The 21,631-nt window shown below is 43.0% G+C and carries 20 protein-coding genes; 13 read left to right on the forward strand and 7 right to left on the reverse strand.

The genetic code is table 11. The features are described from left to right. Positions 1-101: 101 nt before the first annotated feature. Positions 102-272: a hypothetical protein gene (locus ACFGVS_RS23940; RefSeq protein ID WP_274210229.1), complete on the forward strand. Its 171-nt coding sequence runs from the start codon at positions 102-104 to the stop codon at positions 270-272. Positions 273-342: 70 nt separating this feature from the next. Further along, on the forward strand, positions 343-738 hold the full coding sequence (locus ACFGVS_RS23945; protein ID WP_439695883.1) for a contact-dependent growth inhibition system immunity protein: 396 nt from the start codon (positions 343-345) through the stop codon (positions 736-738). Positions 739-752: 14 nt separating this feature from the next. Here ACFGVS_RS23945 and ACFGVS_RS23950 read toward each other — a convergent pair whose 3' ends face one another. From ACFGVS_RS23950 to ACFGVS_RS23960, 3 genes are all read right to left on the reverse strand, one after another. Continuing rightward, positions 753-1,340 carry a glycoside hydrolase family 19 protein gene (locus tag ACFGVS_RS23950; protein WP_439695884.1) on the reverse strand — a complete coding sequence of 196 codons (588 nt, stop codon included), beginning with the start codon at positions 1,338-1,340 and terminating at the stop codon, positions 753-755. Positions 1,341-1,567: 227 nt separating this feature from the next. Then, positions 1,568-4,504 carry an excinuclease ABC subunit UvrA gene (gene uvrA, locus ACFGVS_RS23955; protein WP_439695885.1) on the reverse strand — a complete coding sequence of 979 codons (2,937 nt, stop codon included), beginning with the start codon at positions 4,502-4,504 and terminating at the stop codon, positions 1,568-1,570. A 617-nt stretch (positions 4,505-5,121) separates the two neighbouring features. Continuing rightward, positions 5,122-5,280: a hypothetical protein gene (locus ACFGVS_RS23960; protein WP_439695886.1), complete on the reverse strand. Its 159-nt coding sequence runs from the start codon at positions 5,278-5,280 to the stop codon at positions 5,122-5,124. Positions 5,281-5,481: 201 nt separating this feature from the next. Here ACFGVS_RS23960 and ACFGVS_RS23965 point away from each other — a divergent pair, with 201 nt between their 5' ends. From ACFGVS_RS23965 to ACFGVS_RS23985, 5 genes are all read left to right on the forward strand, one after another. Further along, positions 5,482-6,342, forward strand: coding sequence for a DMT family transporter (locus ACFGVS_RS23965; protein WP_439695887.1), 861 nt, complete (start codon positions 5,482-5,484; stop codon positions 6,340-6,342). Positions 6,343-6,372: 30 nt separating this feature from the next. Beyond that, the gene (locus tag ACFGVS_RS23970; RefSeq protein ID WP_439695888.1) at positions 6,373-6,858 is read left to right on the forward strand and encodes a hypothetical protein; all 486 of its coding nucleotides are present in this window, start codon (positions 6,373-6,375) and stop codon (positions 6,856-6,858) included. A gap of 105 nt (positions 6,859-6,963) precedes the next feature. Then, positions 6,964-8,907, forward strand: a complete 1,944-nt coding sequence (dnaG, locus tag ACFGVS_RS23975) for a DNA primase (RefSeq protein ID WP_439695889.1) — start codon at positions 6,964-6,966, stop codon at positions 8,905-8,907. Next, complete coding sequence (locus ACFGVS_RS23980) at positions 8,907-9,278, forward strand: YraN family protein (RefSeq protein WP_090641244.1); 372 nt, start codon at positions 8,907-8,909, stop codon at positions 9,276-9,278. The genes dnaG and ACFGVS_RS23980 overlap by 1 nt, the downstream gene beginning before the upstream one ends. Positions 9,279-9,283: 5 nt before the next feature. After that, a complete protein-coding gene (locus ACFGVS_RS23985) occupies positions 9,284-10,357 on the forward strand; it encodes a glutaminyl-peptide cyclotransferase (RefSeq protein WP_439695890.1) in 1,074 nt (357 codons plus the stop codon). Positions 10,358-10,626: 269 nt separating this feature from the next. Here ACFGVS_RS23985 and tnpA read toward each other — a convergent pair whose 3' ends face one another. After that, complete coding sequence (gene tnpA, locus ACFGVS_RS23990) at positions 10,627-11,061, reverse strand: IS200/IS605 family transposase (RefSeq protein ID WP_439695891.1); 435 nt, start codon at positions 11,059-11,061, stop codon at positions 10,627-10,629. 283 nt (positions 11,062-11,344) lie between these two features. Then, the gene (gene pgi, locus ACFGVS_RS23995) at positions 11,345-12,991 is read right to left on the reverse strand and encodes a glucose-6-phosphate isomerase (protein ID WP_439695892.1); all 1,647 of its coding nucleotides are present in this window, start codon (positions 12,989-12,991) and stop codon (positions 11,345-11,347) included. Between the two features lie 253 nt (positions 12,992-13,244). Here pgi and ACFGVS_RS24000 point away from each other — a divergent pair, with 253 nt between their 5' ends. The 5 genes from ACFGVS_RS24000 to ACFGVS_RS24020 all read left to right on the forward strand — a co-directional run bounded on the left by ACFGVS_RS24000 (position 13,245) and on the right by ACFGVS_RS24020 (position 18,028). Next, the gene (locus ACFGVS_RS24000; RefSeq protein WP_143065358.1) at positions 13,245-13,682 is read left to right on the forward strand and encodes a hypothetical protein; all 438 of its coding nucleotides are present in this window, start codon (positions 13,245-13,247) and stop codon (positions 13,680-13,682) included. Positions 13,683-13,781: 99 nt separating this feature from the next. Further along, positions 13,782-14,874, forward strand: a protein-coding gene (gene prfB / locus ACFGVS_RS24005; protein ID WP_143065359.1) for a peptide chain release factor 2 whose coding sequence is annotated in 2 segments (ribosomal slippage) — positions 13,782-13,841 and positions 13,843-14,874 — 1,092 coding nt in all. Because the reading frame shifts where the segments join, the coding sequence is not laid out codon by codon here. 153 nt (positions 14,875-15,027) lie between these two features. Further along, positions 15,028-15,942 (forward strand): alpha/beta hydrolase, encoded by a 915-nt coding sequence (locus ACFGVS_RS24010; RefSeq protein ID WP_439695893.1) that lies wholly within the window; start codon positions 15,028-15,030, stop codon positions 15,940-15,942. Positions 15,943-15,961: 19 nt separating this feature from the next. After that, positions 15,962-16,393 (forward strand): hypothetical protein, encoded by a 432-nt coding sequence (locus tag ACFGVS_RS24015; RefSeq protein WP_439695894.1) that lies wholly within the window; start codon positions 15,962-15,964, stop codon positions 16,391-16,393. Between the two features lie 90 nt (positions 16,394-16,483). Then, positions 16,484-18,028 (forward strand): glycoside hydrolase family 10 protein, encoded by a 1,545-nt coding sequence (locus tag ACFGVS_RS24020; protein WP_439695895.1) that lies wholly within the window; start codon positions 16,484-16,486, stop codon positions 18,026-18,028. 360 nt (positions 18,029-18,388) lie between these two features. Here the strand turns inward: ACFGVS_RS24020 and ACFGVS_RS24025 are convergent, their stop codons facing one another. Further along, positions 18,389-19,246 (reverse strand): transglutaminase family protein, encoded by an 858-nt coding sequence (locus ACFGVS_RS24025; protein WP_439695896.1) that lies wholly within the window; start codon positions 19,244-19,246, stop codon positions 18,389-18,391. 43 nt (positions 19,247-19,289) lie between these two features. Between ACFGVS_RS24025 and ACFGVS_RS24030 the strand changes: the two genes are divergently transcribed. Then, positions 19,290-19,904 carry a hypothetical protein gene (locus ACFGVS_RS24030; protein WP_439695897.1) on the forward strand — a complete coding sequence of 205 codons (615 nt, stop codon included), beginning with the start codon at positions 19,290-19,292 and terminating at the stop codon, positions 19,902-19,904. A gap of 49 nt (positions 19,905-19,953) precedes the next feature. On the opposite strand, the gene bshC is transcribed toward ACFGVS_RS24030, so the two are convergent. Further along, positions 19,954-21,627 carry a bacillithiol biosynthesis cysteine-adding enzyme BshC gene (gene bshC, locus ACFGVS_RS24035; protein WP_439695898.1) on the reverse strand — a complete coding sequence of 558 codons (1,674 nt, stop codon included), beginning with the start codon at positions 21,625-21,627 and terminating at the stop codon, positions 19,954-19,956. Positions 21,628-21,631: the final 4 nt, after the last annotated feature.

The raw sequence follows: 21,631 nt of genomic DNA on the forward strand, positions 1-21,631 counted from the left end.
TTTGAATTACTGAATTATTGATTTATTGAATTGAAGGGAATGTCTAATAATTACTTTGCAATTCAAATCAGTAATTCACTAATTCAATAAATCAATAATTTATGACTATTCCATCATTAATATTCTGGGCGGTATTTGTGCTGCCGCTGGTTGCATTTTTAGTATGGCTAATGCGCCAGGATAAAAAGAAAGGTGTTACCGGGCTTATTGTATTGGCCATTACCGTTATTGGCGGTATTATTTATATGTACGTTAAAACGGGTGGCAAATAATTAGTTGAGTGGTTGATTGGGTGATGAGTAGTTGATTAAGTTAATGGCTTACACATGTTGATTATATTTTATGAAACTGGAAAATAATTGGCGCTACAAATCACTGCAAAACCTGGAAAAGATAGGCGTTGAAGATCCGGCAGCGGCGCCAACAACACTTGTACGGCGCTGCCAGGAGCTATTGAAGCTCCCGCTAAATGAATTTACTACCGGGGATTTGCGTTTAATGATAGGGCAGGAGTTTAGCTTGCCATATCTTGTACCGCTTGCCATCGAAGAACTTACAGAAGATCTTTTTGCCGAGGGCGATTACTACCCCGGCGACTTATTAGCGATTGTGTTAAAAATTAAAACTGCCTTTTGGGAGGAAAACCAACAATTATTTAACGCTATAACAAGCTTAATAATCAACCGGCATGGCCAAATTAAGGAAGCCGGAATTTCACTGGGCTCTTTCGCCGCCTAAATTCCTTTGGTTATTTACACCGGGGCAGTTAACCCTTTATAAAACGTTTGAGCATATCCTGCAATAGTTGCTGCCTGGTCAAGGCCGTTAATTATTTTGCGGGCGTTTACCCAGTCGGTTAAGTCGGCTGTGAAATATTTGCCAAGGCTCTTGCCCGTAAACAGGCCACCAACCATCCCTTTAACCATAATGTTTGCAGCTATAGTTGGATCTAAGGCCAGTTCTGGATTTCCGAGCAGGTCAACATGCAGTAAGTGGCCCATGCTCTCGTAATTCTCATACCAGGTTAGTTGTACATAGCCCCTGCCGTAATATAATTTATCGGGAGTGGTATAGGGTATCCGGTGACCGGGGCCGGTCCCCATTTTTAATTTTTTACCATAGTCATGGCCTGCCCCCTTGCCAAATTCGGCTATTGGCTGCATTTTTTTGGCGCATTCATGAAACACAGTAGCCAGCATGTACGCTGTTTTGCGGTTATCGGTTATACCAGCTGCAGCAATAGCCGTTAAAATAGTTTCGATGCCATCAATCTGGCTTTGAGAGAAGTGTCCGCCAAACATAGGACGAATGGTGTCATAAAGGTGTTTTGTACCCGACATAAATTGAAGATTTAGAAGTTAATAGCCTGTGGCCGTTATCGTATCTTTTACAGATAGATATTGTTGGAAGAGGAAAAAATAAGATGTTAGGCCGTGTTATGTAAATATAAGCATTAGCATAACAAATATCAACAGCAAATTAACCTGGATTGATAATAAGGACAAAAAAAGGCCCTTACAGTGTTTATGCTGCAAGCGCCTTGTTGTTATAGCTTGATAGGGCGGTATTACTTTACAAACCGCTCTTTTAAATAATGCCCGGTGTGCGATTTTTTTTCTTTGATAAGGTTTTCAGGCACGCCTTCAAATACCACTTTACCGCCACGGTCGCCGCCTTCGGGGCCAATGTCAATCACCCAGTCGGCGCATTTAATAACGTCCATGTTATGTTCAATAACAATAATGGTATTACCATGCTCCAGTAAGGCATCAAATGATTTCAGCAGCTTTTTAATGTCGGCAAAATGCAGCCCGGTAGTGGGTTCATCGAAAATGAACAGCGTTTTGTGCGTGTTGTTACCTTTTACCAGGAACGATGCCAGCTTAATACGCTGCGCTTCGCCGCCCGATAACGTATTTGATGATTGGCCCAGTTGTACATAACCTAAACCAACATCAACCAGGGGTTTTATTTTTGAAATGATCTTTGGCTCTTTGGCAAAAAACTGCAAAGCCTCATCAATGGTCATGTGCAGTACTTCGGCTACGTTCTTTTCGTTGTAGGTAATATCCAGGATGTGCTGTTTAAAGCGATTGCCTCCGCAGGTTTCGCAGGTGAGAAAAATGTCGGCCATAAACTGCATTTCTATCTTCACTTCACCCTCGCCCTGGCAAACATCACAACGGCCACCCTCTACGTTAAACGAGAATGCGGATGGTTTTAAGCCGGCTGCTTTGGCTGCTGGTTGTGCAGCGTACAGGTTGCGGATCTCGTCCCAGGCTTTTACGTAAGTAACCGGGTTTGAACGTGATGAACGGCCAATGGGATTTTGATCAACCATTTCTACCTGTTCTATCTTGGCGTAATCGCCTTCAATACTATCGTATGATCCGGTTTGCTCGCCCGAGTAATTGCCCAGCGTTTTTTGCAGGGCAGGGGCCAGTATGCGTTTAACCAAACTGGTTTTACCAGATCCGGACACGCCGGTAACCACCGTAAGTACGCCCAACGGGAATTTGGCATTTACATGCTGCAGGTTGTTTTCGCGGCCGCCCTTTATCTCAATAAAATCGTGCCATTTACGGCGGGTGGCTGGTATAGCAATTTCGTCCTTACCGCTCAGATAGCGGCCGGTTAAGCTGTTATCGTCTTTTATAATCTCGTCATAAGTTCCGGTAAAAATCAATTCACCTCCATGAGTGCCGGCTTCGGGGCCAATATCAATAATATGGTCGGCCGCCTTCATAATCTCTTCCTCGTGCTCAACCACCAAAACGGTGTTGCCCACATCGCGCAGGGATTTTAATACGCCAATTAAGCGCTGGGTGTCGCGCGGGTGCAGGCCTATGCTTGGTTCATCCAATACATATATCGAGCCCACCAGGCTGCTTCCCAATGAGGTAGCAAGGTTAATCCGTTGCGATTCGCCACCCGATAGCGTGTTAGATAAACGATTTAGCGTTAAATAGCCCAAGCCAACATCATTCAGGAAAACCAAACGATTGGTTATTTCCATTAATAAACGTTTACCAATTTTGGCGTCGGTTTCGTTCAGTTCCAGGCCCTGGAAAAACTCCAGCGCTTTATCAAGCGGCATCAAAACCACATCGGTAATAGAGCGCTCATTAATTTTTACATACGATGCATCCTGGCGCAAACGGCTGCCCTTACACTCGGGGCAGGTGGTTTTGCCCCTGTATCGCGATAGCAAAACACGGTACTGGATTTTATAGGTTTGCTCTTCCATCTCCTTGAAAAATTCGTCAAGGCCACGGAAAAACTTATTACCGGTCCACAGTAATTTTTGCTCTTTGGGAGTAAGCTGATTGTATTGGCGATGTATCGGGAAATCAAATTTCAGGGCATGCCTAACCAGGTTGTCATTCCATTCGCGCATTTTTTCGCCGCGCCACGGGGCAATAGCTCCTTCATATATCGATTTACTTTTATCGGGGATAACCAAATCTTCATCAATACCAATTACCTTGCCATAGCCCTCGCACTTTTTGCAGGCGCCGTAAGGGTTATTAAAGCTGAAAAAGTTGGGGGTAGGCTCTTCAAACTTAATGCCGTCCAGTTCAAAGCGATCGCAAAAAAAGCGCTCGGTTTCGTGCTCCGTGTCGGTCTCCTGGTAACGCACGTAGCAATCGCCTTTACCCTCAAAAAAGGCGGTCTGGATAGAGTCGCCCAGGCGACTTACCGTTTCATCCTCTTCGTTTTTGCTTATACGGTCGATAACGATGCGTACAGCGTTATAAGTGGTGAGTGGTGAGTAGTGAGTGGTGAGTTGATCTGTTTCATTTTGCTTTTCGCTTTCAACCTTTTGCTTTTTGCCTTTCGCCTTTAAGCTTTCACCTTTTACCTCTTCTATCAGCCATGACCCATCATCAACAATACTGGCGTCCTCTAACAATGCCTCTATTTTCGATAGCTTTCCCTGGTATTCCACGCGTACAAAACCTTTTTGCATCAGCACGGCCAACTCTTCTTTCAGGCTGCGGTTATTGTGCGGATATAAGGGAGCCAATATGGTTACCTGGCTTTCGTTGGGCAGGCCGAGTACAAAGTTTACCACATCGGTAACCGAATCTTTTTTCACCGGCAGGCCGGATATAGGTGAAATGGTTTTGCCAATGCGCGAGAAAAGCAGTTTCAGGTAATCATAAATTTCTGTCGAGGTGCCCACAGTTGAGCGTGGGTTTGATGTGATTACTTTTTGCTCAATAGCTATTGCGGGCGCTATACCTTTTATATAATCAACGTCGGGCTTGTTCATGCGGCCCAGGAACTGGCGGGCATATGACGAAAGGCTTTCTACATAGCGCCGCTGGCCCTCGGCATATAACGTATCAAAAGCAAGCGACGATTTGCCCGAACCCGACATACCCGTTACAACAACCAGCTTGTTTTTGGGGATGGCCACATCCATATTTTTAAGGTTGTGTACACGCGCCCCTTTTATAATAATATGTTTTGATGGATCTTTTTCTGCTTCTTTGCTCATGCGTTGAATTAGTTCATGGTTCATAGTTCATGGATCATAGCTGTTAGGAAGCTAAATAGGTTGATGGCAAAATTTATACCATGAACCATGATCTATCAACTATGAACTTTTTGCGAGTGCAAAAATCCTAAAATATTTAGCATAATCCAAATCGCTTTCACTTTGTTTAGATGATTATTGCAATTAAATACCCGAGTTTACAGTTTGTTGACTTTTAATTGTTTAGGAAGGATTTTTGGGTTTTAGCCCCCAAAGCCCATTACGACAATTTGATTTGCACCTTCCGGTGATAGCCATGTTGATCTTATAAAAATTCTGCCCCTTTGTTTGTCCCGATGTTTAAATAATAATTTGCCCGAAAAACTGTATTTGCTTAAGCAGTTATAAATTTAATCAGTGTAGCGCCACTTTAAATTTCCCATTTAAAAACTGGAGCGAGGCGGGTTTATCAGCGGGATATGTGTGTTTGAATTTTAAGTTGAAAGTTCCTGTTGCCACTTTGCCTGCCTTGTCATATGCTGTTATATTAACCGTATTTGCATAAGTATCGTCTAACCCATATTCGCTGGATATCACATCGCGCCCTATGGTGTTATAGTATAGTGCCTGGCTGCCTTTCAGGCTATAAATTCCTGTTGCCGATGCCTTAAATTGCAGGGTAGGGCTTCTTCCAGCTGCGTACTAAAATTGCTGCCAAATAAAGCGATGGTGTCCTGGCTTATATTACTGCCGGATGCGTCGGCACTCCACTGGGTATTGTTTTTATCGGCCACCATATACGTAGTTTGTGGTAAAACGCAGCAGTTTTTTTGCCGCAGTCAGTTAAAAGTGCTGTTAACACAACAAAAGACAGGATGTATTTTTCATGATGCAGGAGGTTTGAATAGCATACGCTCAAAAGTTGCCATATGATACATTCTGTGCCGAAAACAGTTATCTGCTGTTTATTCATAGCCTAATTGCTTAAGTTTGCCGTCATGAACCCTAAAGTGAGCCTGGTTATTGGCATTTTATGCATCTCGTTTTCGCCAATATTTGTAAAGCTTGCAGGGGTATCGCCAATTGGCTGCGCGTTTTACCGGGTTTTTTTTGCCTGGCTTTGTTTGCTGCCCTATTGCATCATCAAGGGCAAGCTCCGGGTTAAAAAAAAGCAATTGGTAATTGCCGTCATCGCGGGCGTAATTTTCGCTGCCGATGTAGCCGTTTGGAATTTATCACTGTTAAAAATAAGCGCTACCGTATCAACCCTCATAGCTAACCTGGCACCGGTTTGGGTTGGGTTGTTCAGTTTCCTGTTATTTAAAAAAAGTTCGGGCAAGTTGTTCTGGATAGGTACCGTAGTGGCCATAGCAGGCATGGTGGTGCTGGTAGGCTATCAGCATATTTTACACCTGGAGCTTAACGCGGGTATTTTGCTTGCCGTGTTGGCCAGCCTGTTTTACGCTACGTACATCATGACATCAAAAAACATCATGAGCGGTATTGATGTATTTACCTTTATGTTTTACAGCATGATGGGGGCAAGTGTGTTTTTACTGGTAGTTAACAACTTTATGGGCACCAGTATTTTACATTTTTCGTTAAAGGTTTGGTTATGTTTTTTAGGTATGGGGGTAATATGCCAGCTTGTTGGCTGGCTTACCATAAATTATTCACTACGTTACCTCGAATCGACCAAGGTATCTATCGCCTTGCTGAGCCAAACTGTTTTTGCCGCCATCCTTGCCGCTATTTTACTGAGCGAAAAACTGGAACTGAACGAGATTATCGGCAGCGTAATTGTGCTGGCCGGTATTGCGGTAACATTTTTAAAGCGCAGGCAAGCAAACATGGTTTAGGTTAAGGATATAATTTATTATCTTCAATTAATGAATTTTCTTCCCTTCGAAAACCTTGTCATTTTAACTCCTCATCAGCCAGCCGAGGTTGAAACTATATTGCAAAAGGCTGTAATGCCCTCCCACTTTAATTATGAAAACTGGGCGTTTTACAACAAAAAGGAACCATTATTTATAGGTGATGTATTTAACCTTCAATTCAGGTTTAAGCCGCTACATAGTCCACGCGCGGCCATGGTGCCCATAGCCAAAGGCGGTATTGCGCCGGATTTGCAGGGAAGTAAAATAAGTTTGAAGATTTTTCCATCAATGATCATCTTCGTGGTGATTGGTGTTTTTTTTTGCTGGGAAGTGGCTTTTATATTTATTTCAAGGACAGTTAAAGATAATTTTAGTTATTGGTTGCCTTTCGTAGCCCCAATTTTTGCTTACCTGCTACTTATCGTTTTCTATAAATATGAAGCAAGCGGTGTTAAATCATCACTGCTTAAATTGTTAGATGGTAAGTTTGCTTAGCGTTGGCGTTTGAATTTTAAAGCCCTCGCCATCAAATAAAAGTGTAATTTAACGTTTGCGGATTTAGGGCAACGCGCATCTTTGCCTACATTTGCATTTTAGCGCATGATCATAAAATCCACCATCGACCGTATTATGGAAGCCACCGACATTGTGGAGGTGATAGGGGAATTTGTGCAGTTAAAAAAGCGCGGGGCCAATTACGTGGGCCTTTCGCCATTTGCCAATGAGCGTACACCGTCGTTCACGGTATCGCCCGCAAAAGGCATTTTTAAAGATTTTTCTACAGGTAAAGGTGGCTCGGCAGTTACTTTTTTAATGGAGCTGGAAAAATTCAGCTATCCCGAAGCCTTAAAATGGCTGGCAAAAAAGTACGGCATCGAGGTTGAGGAAACCGTGGAAGCCCCCGAAAACCGCGAAGAAGACCTGCGCCGCGAAAGCCTGATGATTGTATCGGGTTATGCCGCCAAATTTTTTCACGAAAGTTTGCTTGAAACCGATGAAGGTAAAAGTATCGGCCTAAGCTATTTTAAAGAGCGCGGTTTTAGTAACGATATCATCAAGAAGTTTGAGCTGGGCTACTCGCCCGATCAATGGGAGGCATTTACCGGCAGCGCCCTGAGGGAGGGTTATAAAGAGCAATTCCTGGTTGATAGCGGCTTGTCTGTTAAACGGGATAACGGTACGTTGTATGACCGTTACCGCGGCCGGGTAATGTTCCCGATACATAATTTTACCGGCAGGGTTATCGCGTTTGGCGGCCGTACCTTAAAAAAAGATAAAAACGTACCCAAGTATGTAAATTCGCCCGAGAGCGAGATCTACCATAAATCGAATGTACTTTACGGCTTGTACTTTGCTAAAAAGGCCATCCGCGAGGAAGATAACTGCTACCTGGTTGAAGGCTATGCCGATGTGCTTTCGGTAGTGCAGGCCGGCATCGAAAACGTGGTGGCATCATCCGGTACATCTTTAACCGTTGAACAGATCAAACTCATAAGCCGGTTTACAAAAAACATTACCATTTTATATGATGGCGATGCAGCGGGTATAAAAGCGGCCATCCGCGGGTTGGATATGATCCTGGAGGAAGGTCTTAACGTAAAGGTAGTTACCTTTCTTGATGGGCACGATCCCGACTCGTATGTGCAGGCCAATGGCTCAAGTGCGTTTAAAAAATATATCGAGGAGAACAAAAAGGACTTTATCCTTTTTAAGGCTAATACACTGCTAAAAGATGCAGGCAACGACCCGATAAAAAAGGCTGGTGTTATCCGCGAGATTGTAGAAAGTATTGCCAAAATTCCCGATTCCATCAAGGCATCGGTGTTCATTAAAGAGTGTAGCTACATTTTGCAGATTGATGAACGCGCGTTGCTATCCGAGCTTAATAAAATGCGGCAGGCCAAATCCAAAAAGGATGGCCAGCAACAGCAAAATCATAACCGCTACCAGCCGGAGATGCCGCCTGATGAGCCTCATTTTTTTGACGAGGTTGATCTTGCGCCAAGCGCCCCTAAAAAAGAATATTTCCAGGAGAAGGAGGTCATTCGCCTGCTGTTATTATACGGCAGTAAAATGATTGACTGGGATGGCATTGCCAATACCTACATTGGCCCCTTTATGATAGCCGAATTGGGTGATGTTACCTTTGAGCATGAAACCTGCAAGCTATTTGTTGAACTATATCAAAAAGAGGTTGAAAACGGTATTCTGCCAGAGGATGCCTATTTTATTCATCACGCAAATAAAGGCATTGTTGATATCAGTATTGATTTGTTGAGCTCCAAATATACTCTGAGCGAAAACTGGTACGATATGCACAAGATCATGATACATGATGAGCAGCATAATATGAAGGCCACCATCCTGGGGGCTATTTTTCACCTTAAAAAGCATAAGGTTGAGGGAATGCTGGATAACCTGCGGATTGAACTTAAAAATGCACAAACCGAAGCCGACCAAGAAATACTGCTTAACCAGTATATGCGTATGAAAAAAGTTGAAAAAAGTATCTCCGACTTTTTAGGGTCAGTAATTATCAAATAATGGCCCAACACCTTGATCTTGGTCGCGCGGGCGAAGCTTTAGCCAAAACACACCTGGAAAATGCCGGTTATGAGATCCTGGACGAGAACTGGACACACGGCAAAGCCGAAATTGACCTGATTGCATATAAAGACAAGGTTATTATATTTACCGAAGTGAAAACGCGCACCGGCACTGGCTTTGGCATGCCCGAAGATTTTGTTGATGCGCGCAAGCAAAAGCTACTGGCCGATGCCGCCGATGAATATATTTACATCATGAACCACCAGGGCGAGGTGCGGTTTGACATCATTGCTATTTTGTTTGATAAGGATAAAAATTATATACTAAACCATATCGAAGACGCGTTTTGGCCGTCGGGCACATTATGAAAAACATGAATAACACATTAAAGATATTTTTTGCAGCAGGTTTACTTTTGGCTTTGGGCTGTAACAGTTGCAAACAAAAACCGGCCGATAACGGTGCCGATTATACGATCAGCCCGGAAGCGGGCACTACTTACAAAGCGGGCGATGTAGTAAAAGTAAAAGTGGGCCTGCCTGCCGATACCAAACCCGATTCGGTAGTGTACCTAATGGAAGAAACCCGTTTAGGCGTAGCTAAAGATTCATCGGCCATCAGCGTGAAAACAGATACCATCCCCCTGGGTATAAAATTGATAACCGCCAAAGTTTACCAGGCAGGTAAAAGCCAGGATGTAAGCACCAATATATTGCTGCTGGCTGCAAAAGCACCTGAGGCTTATACTTATAAAGTAGAGAAAACTTATCCGCATGATACCAGTTCATACACCGAAGGACTGGAGTATTTAGATGGGATTATGTATGAAAGTACCGGTGAGGCTGGTCATTCTACTATTCGTAAAAACAATCTCGAAACCGGAAAAGCCATACAACTCACTAAATTAGGGGATCAGTATTTTGGCGAAGGGCTGTCAGTTGTTGGGAATAAGGTGATTCAGCTTACCTACCGCGAAAAAGTTGGTTTTGTGTACGATAAAAGTTCCTTGAAGCTGCTTAATACTTTTCCAAATAATGTTGGAGCCGAAGGCTGGGGCATGTGCTTTGACGGTAAAAAGCTTTACATGGACGATAGCACCAACAAAATCTGGTTCCTGAACAAGGATACTTACCAGGAAATGGGATCAATCAATGTATGCGATGATAAAAAACAAATAGATTCGGTAAACGAATTGGAATACATCGACGGAAAGCTATATGCCAATGTTTACCAAACAGACGATATCCTGGTTATAAATCCGAAAACAGGCGCTGTTGAGCAAAAAATTGACATGAAAAACCTGTACCCCGAATCGGAACGCCCCGCTGGCCGCGATTGGGGTAACAATGTACTTAACGGCATAGCTTATGATGCTGCAACCAAACGTGTTTTTGTTACCGGAAAAAAATGGCCCAAAATGTATCAGGTAAAGTTTGTGAAGGAATAGTTTATAAGAATAATTCGATTCTGGTTGAAGCCAGTTTGCGTTTTGTACCCCGTCCCATTTATGGGACGGCAAAGAACCTGAATAGTATATATTCATTGCCATTAATAAAGCCTCTTTTGATAAAAGCAGTAGGGGAAAATATCGGATAAAATTAAAAATCGAAATTCATTGCCGTTGGCTTCAGCCGACGGGTCTCAAAGCGTGAAACTGGTCTTAGACCCAACTATTATGCAGTTTGGTCATATTGATTGCTTTCTGTCAATTAATATTTATCCTTTGATAATTTGCCATCCATATTTCGTCATAAACTCATTTACCTCATCATCGAACGATTTTTTTGAATGATGAATTTCTTGGTTTTTTATATAGCTGATAACTGTTTCTACCTGTGATTCACTAACCGATACAGCGAAATAATCATCCTGCCAGCTAAATTGTTCATCAACTAAGGTATTCTTATTGATCCAAAACGAAGACTCGCCTTTTATAAGTTGCGTTATTTTGGCAATATTTTGATCTTTTCCTAATGAAATCAGGCAATGTACATGATCTGTATACCCATTAATAGCTTGCAAGAATATTTCTTTCTCTTTACAGTTTTCGGCGATGTGTTTGTATACATCGTGTCTAAACTCCTTTTTAAGCCAAGGACTGCGGTTCTTGGTTGAGAATACTAAATGGATCCAAATTTTTACGAACGACATATTCGTGATGGTTTTATAAACTGATCAAAATTTAGCTTACTTCTAAGGTATAGTTTAATTTGGCTAAAGCCAAAGCCCGTTGTTTTATAATCCGTCCCATAAATGGGACGGCAATGAATCTGATCAAGATTTATTCAAAACCAAATTCATTGCCGTTTGCTTCAACCAATGGATCCAAAAATGAGATGGCACTGAATCAAATTGGGGTTTATGTAAACCAAATTCATTGCCGTTGGCTTCAGCCAACGGATCGCCCACATGCAAATCTGGCTTTAGCCTAAAATCAACGCCACGCCTTATACAAATTAATCAACCCATTAGTTGATGAATCGTGGCTGCTTATTTCACTATCATCCTTCAATTCAGGAAGAATTTTGCCGGCTAATTGTTTGCCCAGCTCAACGCCCCATTGGTCAAAGCTGTAAATGTTCCAGATAATGCCTTGAACGAAAATCTTGTGCTCGTACATGGCAATCAGTGAACCCAGGCTGTGCGGGGTGATTTTTTTAAGCAGGAATGAATTTGTTGGGCGGTTGCCTTCAAATACTTTGAATGGCGCTATAGCTGCAATTTCTGCTTCGGTTTTGCCGGCGGCTTTTAATTCTTCAATAACCACTTCTTCTGTTTTGCCGTTCATTAATGCCTCTGTTTGGGCGAAGAAGTTTGATAGCAACATGTTATGGTGCTCGCCAAGCGGGTTGTGCGATTGCGCCGGAGCTATAAAATCGCAAGGGATTAGTTTGGTACCCTGGTGAATCAATTGGTAAAAAGCGTGCTGGCCGTTGGTGCCGGGCTCGCCCCAGATGATTGGGCCGGTTGAGTACTCCACATGTTTGCCGTTACGGTCAACATGTTTGCCATTGCTTTCCATATCGCCCTGTTGAAAATAGGCGGCAAAACGATGCATATATTGGTCGTACGGTAAAATGGCATTGGTTTCGGCTTCGAAGAAGTTATTGTACCAGATGCCCAAAAGCGCAAGCGTTACCGGGATGTTTTCTTCAAACGGCGCGCTCTTGAAATGGTTATCTGTAGCGTGTGCGCCGTCCAGCAACTGGGCAAAATTATCAAAGCCGATGCTTAAGGCAATTGACAAACCAATGGCGCTCCATAGCGAGTAACGACCACCAACCCAATCCCAAAACTCAAACATATTTTTTGTATCGATACCAAATTTTTCCACGGCGGCAGCATTGGTTGATAAGGCAGCGAAGTGTTTGGCTACATCAGCCTCGGTAGCACCGGCAGCTAAAAACCAGTCGCGGGCGCTGTGGGCATTACCCATAGTTTCCTGGGTGGTGAAAGTTTTGGATGCTATCAGGAATAAAGTAGTTTCGGGGTTAACCGCTTTTAATGTTTCGGCTATGTGCGTACCATCAACGTTACTTACAAAATGCAGGTTAAGGTGGTTTTTGTAAGCTTTTAATGCTTCGGTAACCATTACCGGGCCTAAATCAGAGCCACCTATACCAATGTTTACCACATCGGTAATAGGTTTGCCGGTATAGCCTTTCCAGGTGCCGGATATAATGGCTTCGCTGAATTCCTTCATATGATCAAGCACCTTGTTAACATCGGGCATTACATCCTTGCCATCTACATATATAGGTGTATTGCTACGGTTACGCAGCGCAATGTGCAGTACCGGACGTCCTTCGGTTACGTTGATGGTTTCGCCGGCAAACATGGCTTCTATTGCCTTATTTACAGAACATTCTTTGGCCAATTGTATTAATAAAGCTATAGTTTCATCGTCGATGCGGTTTTTAGAATAATCCAGCAGGATCTCCTCAAACTGGATAGAAAATTTATTAAATCGCTGATCATCAGCATCGAATAATTCTTTCAGGCTTTTTGATACGATATCAATGTAATGGTCGGCTAAATATTTATAGCTCTGGGTGGTTGTGAAATCGATATTTGGCAACATAGTTGAAGTGTTTTTGACAAAAGTAACAAGTTAATTGTTAGATGGATATTATTTATCAAACTTACTATTCTCAGTGTTATTTTAACACTACGCACATAGTGTTTAGTTTACACCTTTAAATTGCGAATTTTTAAAAAATATTTGCAAATTGTTTGGAGATTTAAAATTATTATTTAATATCTTTGTATTGTTGGTAATCAAATGAGTGATTTATCATCAATTTGTAAATTTCGGTATAAAATTGTTGCTGCTTATGTTTGGAAAACTTTTTTTGCTTGTAAAAAATAACGCCGGGACGGCTGTTATTAACAACCCCTCAATCCCTGTAAAACACCACGAAAGCGTGCTGATTGAAGCATCGAGCGCTATCATCGAGGTATTAAAAGGACAAATGGAAAACGGTAAATTGAAAGATTTAGTGAAGTATTTTCGCTCGTCGGGTATTTACAATCAATCATTGGTATCCAGTATGGTTAGCAGGTTTGCCAACCGGCTCAATACTTTTTATCATATCGACCCCGAGCAGGCGATGATCGCGTCAAAAGCATTGATTCCGGCTGTGATGACCGAGCTGGTAAAAGCTTCAAAAAGCGAGCAGGTTAAAGAATTTGGCCTTAAAAATATGCTTACCAAGCTAAATGGTAACCGAGCCGACTTAAGTTTGCTGGTTGACCGCGCTATGGTTGCTTAATATATTCATCTACCTTTTAAAAACGGGTCTGCAGATTGCTAAACAATTTGCAGGCCTTTTTTTATTTATGCCGATAATCTAATTACCTATATTTGCCACATGACTAAAGAACAGATTCAGGATTTAAGGGATAGAGCAGCTTCCCTGAGGAGGCATCTTTGACATCGACAAGAAATTAGAGCTACTAAAAGCCGAACAGGAAATAACCATTGGCCCGCATTTTTGGGATCACCCTAAAGAGGCCGAAAAGGTACTGGCATCCATCAAAGTAAAAAAAGTTTGGACAGACGAGTTTCAAAAAGTATTGGCAGTAATTGAAGATACCGGCGTGCTGTTTGAATTTTACCAGGGCGGTGATGCTACCGAAGCCGAAATGCTTGAGCAGTATAATATGGCTATAAAGGCCGTAGAAGAGCTTGAATTTAAAAACATGCTCTCGGCCGAGGAAGATCAGTTTAACGCCGTACTGCAAATAACAGCAGGCGCAGGCGGTACCGAAAGCTGCGACTGGGCCGGCATGCTCATGCGTATGTACATTATGTGGGGCGAAAAGAACGGCTACAAAGTTACCGAGCAGGATTACCAGCCCGGCGATGTGGCCGGAGTAAAGACCGTAACCCTGCAATTGGAGGGCGATTTTGCCTACGGATACCTTAAAGGCGAAAACGGAGTACACCGTTTGGTCCGCGTATCGCCATTTGATGCCAATGCCAAGCGCCATACTTCGTTTGCTTCAGTTTATGTTTATCCGCTGGTTGATGATACCATAGAGATTGATATTAACCCGGCCGATATCGAGTTTGAAACCTTTCGCTCGGGCGGTGCCGGAGGACAGAACGTGAACAAGGTAGAAACCGCTGTGCGTTTATATCACAAACCATCGGGCATTATTATCAAAAACCAGGAGTCGCGCTCACAGTTGCAAAATAAGGATAATGCTATCCGCTTGCTGAAATCGCAGCTATATGAAATTGAAATGCGCAAGCGCATGGAAATAAGTAATGCTATTGAGGGCAACAAAAAGAAAATAGAATGGGGGTCGCAGATCCGCAATTATGTTTTGCACCCTTACAAGCTGGTTAAAGATTTGCGTACCGATCATGAAACCTCAAACGCCGCCGCCGTATTGGATGGTGAACTTAACGAGTTTTTAAAGGCTTACCTGATGGAGTTTGGTGGGCCGAAGAGTTAGTAGTAAGTATCAAGTAGTAAGTATCAAGATCGCTTTTGCGTTCGTAAAAAATAGCAATATGATAGCGATGGGTTTATTCCATCGCTATTTTTTTTGCTGATGTTCAATACATAATTTGTAATTTGCCCAAGCCTTTTAGCTACCTAACAAGTTATGAAAACCATTTTATCAGCCTTTGTTTTGACCATTGCAGCAACTATAACCTACGGCCAGGAAAAACCGATGCCCTTATATCCAAAAGGCATACCCAACTCAAAACCAACACCGGCAGCCTATGTAGAAAAAACGGATGCCAATAACTGGATAACAGGTGTAAGTGTGCCAACCCTAACCACCTACCTACCCGAAAAAGGGAAAGCCAACGGTGCTGCTGTTGTAGTTTGCCCCGGCGGCGGGTATTCTGGCTTAGCCAATGCGCACGAGGGGATGGCCATATGCCGGGAGTTTAATAAAATTGGTGTAACCGCCTTTTTATTAAAATACCGTTTGCCAAGTGATGATATTATGGTTGATAGGTCAATCGGTCCGCTGCAGGATGCGCAGATGGCTATATATACTGTACGTAAAAATGCTAAGGAGTGGGGCGTTAATCCTGCAAAAATAGGCATCATCGGTTTTTCGGCCGGCGGTCACCTGGCATCAACCGAGGGAACGCATTTTGATAAGCCTGTGATTGATGATAAAGACAACATCAGCCTGCGCCCCGATTTTATGATGCTGATATACCCGGTGATTAGCTTTGGAGAACAGGCCCACGTTGGCTCTCGCGAAAATTTGATAGGTAAAACACCATCGCAGGCGCAAGTTGATTTGTACTCCAACGAAAAACAAATTACCACCAACACCCCGCCCACGTTTTTGGTACATGCCGAAGATGATAATGTAGTGCCTGTGCAAAACAGCCTGATGTTTTATGATGGCTTATTAAAAAATAAAGTTAAAGCCGAGATGCACATTTTCCAGGAAGGCGGCCATGGCTTTGGGATGAATAACTCAAAAAACAAAGGCAAATGGTTTGACTGGGCTACAAGCTGGCTTGAAGAGAATGGTTTTTTGAACGGGAAGTAATTATAGGTCAGTAAGTCTGATGAAGAGTTTTTTATTAACAATACTGCTGAGTGCCTTGGTTTTGCCTGTGCTGGCGCAAAAAATTACTTACAAAAGGGTTGCGAATGAAGGCCTTGTGGAAGTTTTGAATAACATAGAGAGTTATCATACAATTGAAGCAAATAGCTTTGCTGTTAATGTTTTTGTTGTGGCCAGGCCCCATGAAAGTGCCGAAAACCCCGAAACAGATGAAACTATGGAAGCCATTTACATCGCCACTTCCGAATTTGATTTGGCACCGGAACAACATTTATTCAAGCTTACATCGGTTTATAACGCTAAAATTATCAGTTGGTCTAAGTCAAAAAAAAATCCGCAGTTTGTATTTACCTATGGGACTGCGAATAAGCTCAGCAAGGTAACAGTTTCGATATCGTTAAAAGGTTTGAAGATAGACGAAAAAGCAATGTAAAAGGTACAACGTGGTGCAGCATTTGGATGTATTTTAATTTATAAATCTTAGTTTTCAAAACTTCACGATCCTGGATTGGTTTAAATTACGATGCAACACAAACTGCCTTTTATAACTCTCTTTCTTCTCCTTTTTCTTAAATCAAGTGCACAGCAAATCGTTGATAGTACTTCTGCCGCCCACCCTAAACGTGAGTTCCGTGGCGTTTGGGTAGCTACCGTCGAAAATATCGATTGGCCGGCTACGCCCAATGAAACTACAGCCCAACAGCGACAGGAGTTAATAACCATTTTAGATGCCCATCAAAAAACGGGTATCAATGCTATTATGCTCCAGATTCGGCCTGCTGCTGACGCTTTTTATGCCAAAAGTCGTGAGCCCTGGTCCAAATGGCTTACCGGGAAGCAGGGCCTGGCGCCTAACCCCGTTTACGATCCACTGGAATTTGCTGTTAGCGAAGCACACAAACGCGGAATGGAGTTGCACGCCTGGATAAATCCATACAGGGCAACTAAGGATAGTGCCTATTCGCAGCTTAGCCCACAGCATATTACCCGTATAAAACCCGAATGGTTTTTTACTTACGGCGGCATGAAGCTGTTTAACCCCGGCCTGCCCGAGGTAAGGGAGTATATAGTGCAGGTGGTGTTGGATATGATAACCAATTACGATATCGATGGCATTCACATGGACGATTATTTTTACCCTTACCATGTAGCCGGCCAGCAAATAAACGATCAGCAAGCTTACCAGCAATACGGCAAAGGTTTTGCTAATATTGACGATTGGCGGCGCGATAATGTAAACACCTTGATAAAAATGCTGAACGATAGTATCCATCAGCATAACCCACGGATGAAGTTTGGCATTAGCCCATTCAGTATCTGGGCCAACAAAACCCAGTTGGCCGATGGCTCTGATACACATGGCAGCGACTCTTATTTTGCCCTGTATGCCGATTCGCGCAAGTGGGTGCAGGAGGGCTGGGTAGATTATATTAACCCGCAGCTTTACCGCCCAATTGACGATAAACTGGTGCCGTTTAAAACGATGATTGACTGGTGGGGCAACAATGCCTATGGCCGGCATTTGTACATTGGGCAGGCACCATACCGTATTATCGAAAATAAACTGCCCGGTTTCAGGTTGCCGGGCGAACTGCCGGGCCAAATAAAATACCTGCGTAAAAACGCGAGGGTGCAGGGCAGCGTATATTTTAGTTCCAATTCATTAATGAATAATCCGCTGGGTTTTACAGATTCGTTGCGGGCAAATTATTACCATTATCCGGCCCTGCCGCCGGTGATGCTCTGGCGCGATTCAATAGCGCCAAATGCGCCGGTAGGGCTTATCGCGAAGCCAGAGGCCAATGCCGTTAAACTGATGTGGCAAACACCATTGATAGCAAAGGATAATGAGCCGGTTTATGGCTATGTAGTTTATCGTTTTAGCACAGTTGCTAAACTAAACTTAGATAATGCCGAAAACATATTAAGCATTCAATATAACAGCAATACATTCTATTTGGATACTACCGCAGAGAAAGGGAAAACGTATATTTATGTGGTTACTGCTATTGACCGGCTGAAAAATGAAAGTGAGCCAGCATTGGCTGTTGATGGGGCGAGGTTATGAATTTAGACTTTGGCTATACTTGAATTTAAAAAACAATGGAAGTATTAGGAACTATTTTTGTTATTGTATTTTGCCTGGTACCTTATTCCTGGTTTTTTTATAAAGGAGTAAATATCCGTATCCGATTGCTATTTGCTTCCATGGCATCCTTGTTAATTTTATGTATAATGGTCACTTTGGTTTCTTTTGGAATCGAAAATTTAATCGGGATAACCAGCTTATATGGCATGTTTGTTTCAATAAGTGTATTGCTTAATATCGCCGTGATTATTGTGAGCTGGGTAGCTTCAAGATTGGCCAAGTGGTTGTAATATAGATTTCATAAATACTATAACCGGATTTACTACCCTACGATATTTGCTACCCCAATATCCCCAACAATTCATTCAACTCCACCACTTTCTCGGCCGCCCCTAAGTTTTCGTAGGCGCTTATCAGGTTACGGATAACGCGTTTAATAATATCGGTGTTGGAGCAGGGCTCATAAAACTGCTTGTCGAACTTGAGGTTAAGCTGTTTTAAAAACATATCTACATCGCGGCGGCCAAAAATAAAGCCTTTGTTAAAGGCATTGATATAAAACAGGATACCGCCTTCAAAATTAGTTTCCATGCTTTCGTCAACATAGGCCAATATAAAGTGTTGCGGCAGGTTTACGCCGTATACCGGGATATCCAGTTTTTGGGCTATGATGGAGTAGATGATTGCCATCGAGATCTGGTTGCCTTTTTTTGTTTCAAGAACCTGGCTCAGGTAGCTGTTTTGCGGGTCGAGGTGGTTGGAGGTATTGCCGCTGAAACCATAGATATTGTAAAATACATGGTTGATGAGCTTGATCTGCTCCTTAGGGCTGGCCTCGTTCATCATCTGGATCCAGATATCGCGTTTAATGGATTCTACCTGGTTAATAACCCTTTGTTCGTCCAGGTCGGGGTATTGATAGCGGTTAATGATCAGGACGCCTTGCAGCAGGTCAAATGCGCCGCTTTGATGCCACAACTGCAAGTCGGTTTTTAACGATCCAAATTGAATTTCGTGCACCAGGTTAGCAATCCGCTCCTGTTGTATGGCATCAAAAGCCTGCTCAAAAGCGGTTTCCAGGTAGGCTATCACTTCGCTGCCGTAACCAAGCAATTTTTCGTGCACGTGATCATAGATCTCGTTATCGGGATCATCCAGCAATCGGATCAAAGAGTTTACTTCTGTCGGATTTATCATATGCTATAATGCTAAAATACTAAACTTTTTTACTTTTGCGGGGATGTGGAATCTCAGATTTGTGCAAGATTATTTACAACACCGGATTACGGCCAATAACCGGCATGGCATTCACTCGCCATTTGTTTACAAACTGATTGACCACGTAATTTATGATTACACCGACCAAAAGGTATACCACGAGCCCGGATTTGTACAAAAAACAGGAGAGGGAAGTGTAGGTTTAAAGCCCAAAGTAGTCCGGCTAATTTACCGGCTGGCAAAATATTTTAATCCGGCCAATATTATCGAACTGGGAGCAAAAGGGGGGAAGGAAAGTGTTTATTTGCAACAAGCAGCTCCCAACGCCAATTTTTTCCTGCCAAAAAACGATGCTGAATTTGCGCGCCTTGATAAAACACAACCGGCGCTTGTGATTTTTCATGTCGATAATTTACGGCAAGAAACAATAAGATACTTCGATCAATATCTGCCCGAAGTACATCCGGATACCATTATGCTTTTTACCGGCATGTACCTGAATAACCAACTGAAGCAAACCTGGAACCAAATTAAGCTAAATCCCAACGTTACCCTCACCATCAACCTGTTTTGGATAGGCCTGGTGTTTTTTAAGCAAGACAGGAAAGAAAAGGAACATTTTAAAGTGAGGTATTAAAAATACGCTCATCGGGAAGGTTATCGCCCGGCATCACTCTGTTGCAGGGTTATTCTTCTGTTAAAACTGTAAACTCAAAATTAAGCGGTTCAAAATGGCGGATGAGTTCGTCAATGAACATTTGTCCCCACCTTACATACATCAAACCAAAGTTTTCGGTGCGTTCCTGCAAACTGTCTTTAGGGAAAAGCTCGGCTTTAACTACAGCCAATTGTTCAAGTCTGGTAGCATAGTTGCGTTTTTCTGCTTTGATCAGTTTTTTCTCCAGGTTATCTATGGCGTGTTTTAACCTTGCCTGTACTGCAGCTGCAGAAGGCGATAGCGTAGGGTCAATTTTATAGGAACGGAGTTTTATCTTTTCGAACAAGGCGCTCATTTCGCGCCATTCGCCGTCAAGGCTCAAGGTATGGTTGCTGTGTTTTTTTATCCAGTCGGTTTTAAGCGTATCGTTTGGTTTAAACAAATCGGCAGTTGTAAGGTCCATGTGTTTAACTTTGGCTGCCTGGTCTTTCTTTACAACCAGTGCCGAGTTACGCAGGATGAGTATGGGGAAATCAACCTTGTAGAAATCGAAATTAGATTTTAGTTCCAGCCAGTAAACCACCTCCGCACCGCCGCCAATGTAGGCTATGTTTGGCAAAATGCATTCCTGATACAGGGGGCGCATTACTACGTTAGGGCTGAAACGCTCCGGGTAAGTGGCTATTTCTTCCTTCAATTCCGCTTCAGTAAAACGGATTTCGGTATTCATCACCTGATAGCTGTCATGCTCAAATATTACGCGCTCGCGCAGGCTATCCTTCAGGTAAAAAAAGTTAATCTCGCGCGGGTTTACCTGGATGTGCACACTAAGTTTGTGCAATTGCTCGTTAGTGGCCGTGATGTTTTTAAAGCTGTTTTGATTGATGATATCCTGCTCCATAATTGGGGCAAACTGCTTTTTAAACTCATGGTCGTCGGCATCGATGATCACTAAACCATATTGGCCAAACAGCGCGTTTACCAGGTAACGGGTAGCATCGGCCAGTTTATCAAAACGGGTGTAAGCGGTTTCTACAATTTCGGCAACCTCTACGGCGTGGCCCTCCATCCCTAACACACCTTTATACTGGTTTAGCGCCTGCCGCATAGTATCCGGGTTAATACGGCCCGTAGCTCCCGAAGCTTCATACCACCAATGCACTTTTTTGCCGCCGATGTTGGTATAGTTGATCTCGGCAAAATCATGGTCTTCGCTGGCCATCCAGTAAACGGGCACAAAGTTTTTGTCGGGATGAGCAGCTTTTAATTGTTGGGATAATTTAATTGCGGTTGCAATTTTATAAAGAAAATAAAGCGGGCCGGCAAAAATATTGAGCTGATGCCCGGTTGTAATGGTGTAGGTGTCGTCGAGTTTTAGGAGTTCTAAGTTTTGGGCGGTAAGTGGTTGTACGTTATACGTTATACGTTTTACGTTACCCTCACCTTCAGACTTCCCGACTTCCGGACTTCCCGACTTCCGGACTTCCTGACCTTCGGACTTCTCCGCGTATTGCTTTGATAAAACTCGGTATAGAATTTCACGATCGGCAACAACTTTTTTATTTTTAAGCAGTTCGGCAAATCCGTCCATATCAGGGCGGTAGCCGTAAAAAGGTTGCAGGTCGGCCCGGTTTTCGATGTAGTCAATAACAGTGGGCGAAAAAAATCCGGTTTCTTTATAACTTATACAGGAGGCTTCCATCTTG

Source organism: Mucilaginibacter sediminis (assembly GCF_051903035.1).
Classification (GTDB): Bacteria; Bacteroidota; Bacteroidia; order Sphingobacteriales; family Sphingobacteriaceae; genus Mucilaginibacter.

Bases quoted from the DNA above. Each gene is read 5' to 3' on its own strand.
- ACFGVS_RS23940 (WP_274210229.1), top strand. From the start codon at position 102: ATGACTATTCCATCATTAATATTCTGGGCGGTATTTGTGCTGCCGCTG.
- ACFGVS_RS23945 (WP_439695883.1), top strand. From the start codon at position 343: ATGAAACTGGAAAATAATTGGCGCTACAAATCACTGCAAAACCTGGAA.
- ACFGVS_RS23950 (WP_439695884.1), bottom strand. From the start codon at position 1,340: ATGTCGGGTACAAAACACCTTTATGACACCATTCGTCCTATGTTTGGC.
- uvrA (WP_439695885.1), bottom strand. From the start codon at position 4,504: ATGAGCAAAGAAGCAGAAAAAGATCCATCAAAACATATTATTATAAAA.
- ACFGVS_RS23960 (WP_439695886.1), bottom strand. From the start codon at position 5,280: ATGGTGGCCGATAAAAACAATACCCAGTGGAGTGCCGACGCATCCGGC.
- ACFGVS_RS23965 (WP_439695887.1), top strand. From the start codon at position 5,482: ATGAACCCTAAAGTGAGCCTGGTTATTGGCATTTTATGCATCTCGTTT.
- ACFGVS_RS23970 (WP_439695888.1), top strand. From the start codon at position 6,373: ATGAATTTTCTTCCCTTCGAAAACCTTGTCATTTTAACTCCTCATCAG.
- dnaG (WP_439695889.1), top strand. From the start codon at position 6,964: ATGATCATAAAATCCACCATCGACCGTATTATGGAAGCCACCGACATT.
- ACFGVS_RS23980 (WP_090641244.1), top strand. From the start codon at position 8,907: ATGGCCCAACACCTTGATCTTGGTCGCGCGGGCGAAGCTTTAGCCAAA.
- ACFGVS_RS23985 (WP_439695890.1), top strand. From the start codon at position 9,284: ATGAATAACACATTAAAGATATTTTTTGCAGCAGGTTTACTTTTGGCT.
- tnpA (WP_439695891.1), bottom strand. From the start codon at position 11,061: ATGTCGTTCGTAAAAATTTGGATCCATTTAGTATTCTCAACCAAGAAC.
- pgi (WP_439695892.1), bottom strand. From the start codon at position 12,991: ATGTTGCCAAATATCGATTTCACAACCACCCAGAGCTATAAATATTTA.
- ACFGVS_RS24000 (WP_143065358.1), top strand. From the start codon at position 13,245: ATGTTTGGAAAACTTTTTTTGCTTGTAAAAAATAACGCCGGGACGGCT.
- ACFGVS_RS24010 (WP_439695893.1), top strand. From the start codon at position 15,028: ATGAAAACCATTTTATCAGCCTTTGTTTTGACCATTGCAGCAACTATA.
- ACFGVS_RS24015 (WP_439695894.1), top strand. From the start codon at position 15,962: ATGAAGAGTTTTTTATTAACAATACTGCTGAGTGCCTTGGTTTTGCCT.
- ACFGVS_RS24020 (WP_439695895.1), top strand. From the start codon at position 16,484: ATGCAACACAAACTGCCTTTTATAACTCTCTTTCTTCTCCTTTTTCTT.
- ACFGVS_RS24025 (WP_439695896.1), bottom strand. From the start codon at position 19,246: ATGATAAATCCGACAGAAGTAAACTCTTTGATCCGATTGCTGGATGAT.
- ACFGVS_RS24030 (WP_439695897.1), top strand. From the start codon at position 19,290: ATGTGGAATCTCAGATTTGTGCAAGATTATTTACAACACCGGATTACG.
- bshC (WP_439695898.1), bottom strand. From the start codon at position 21,627: ATGGAAGCCTCCTGTATAAGTTATAAAGAAACCGGATTTTTTTCGCCC.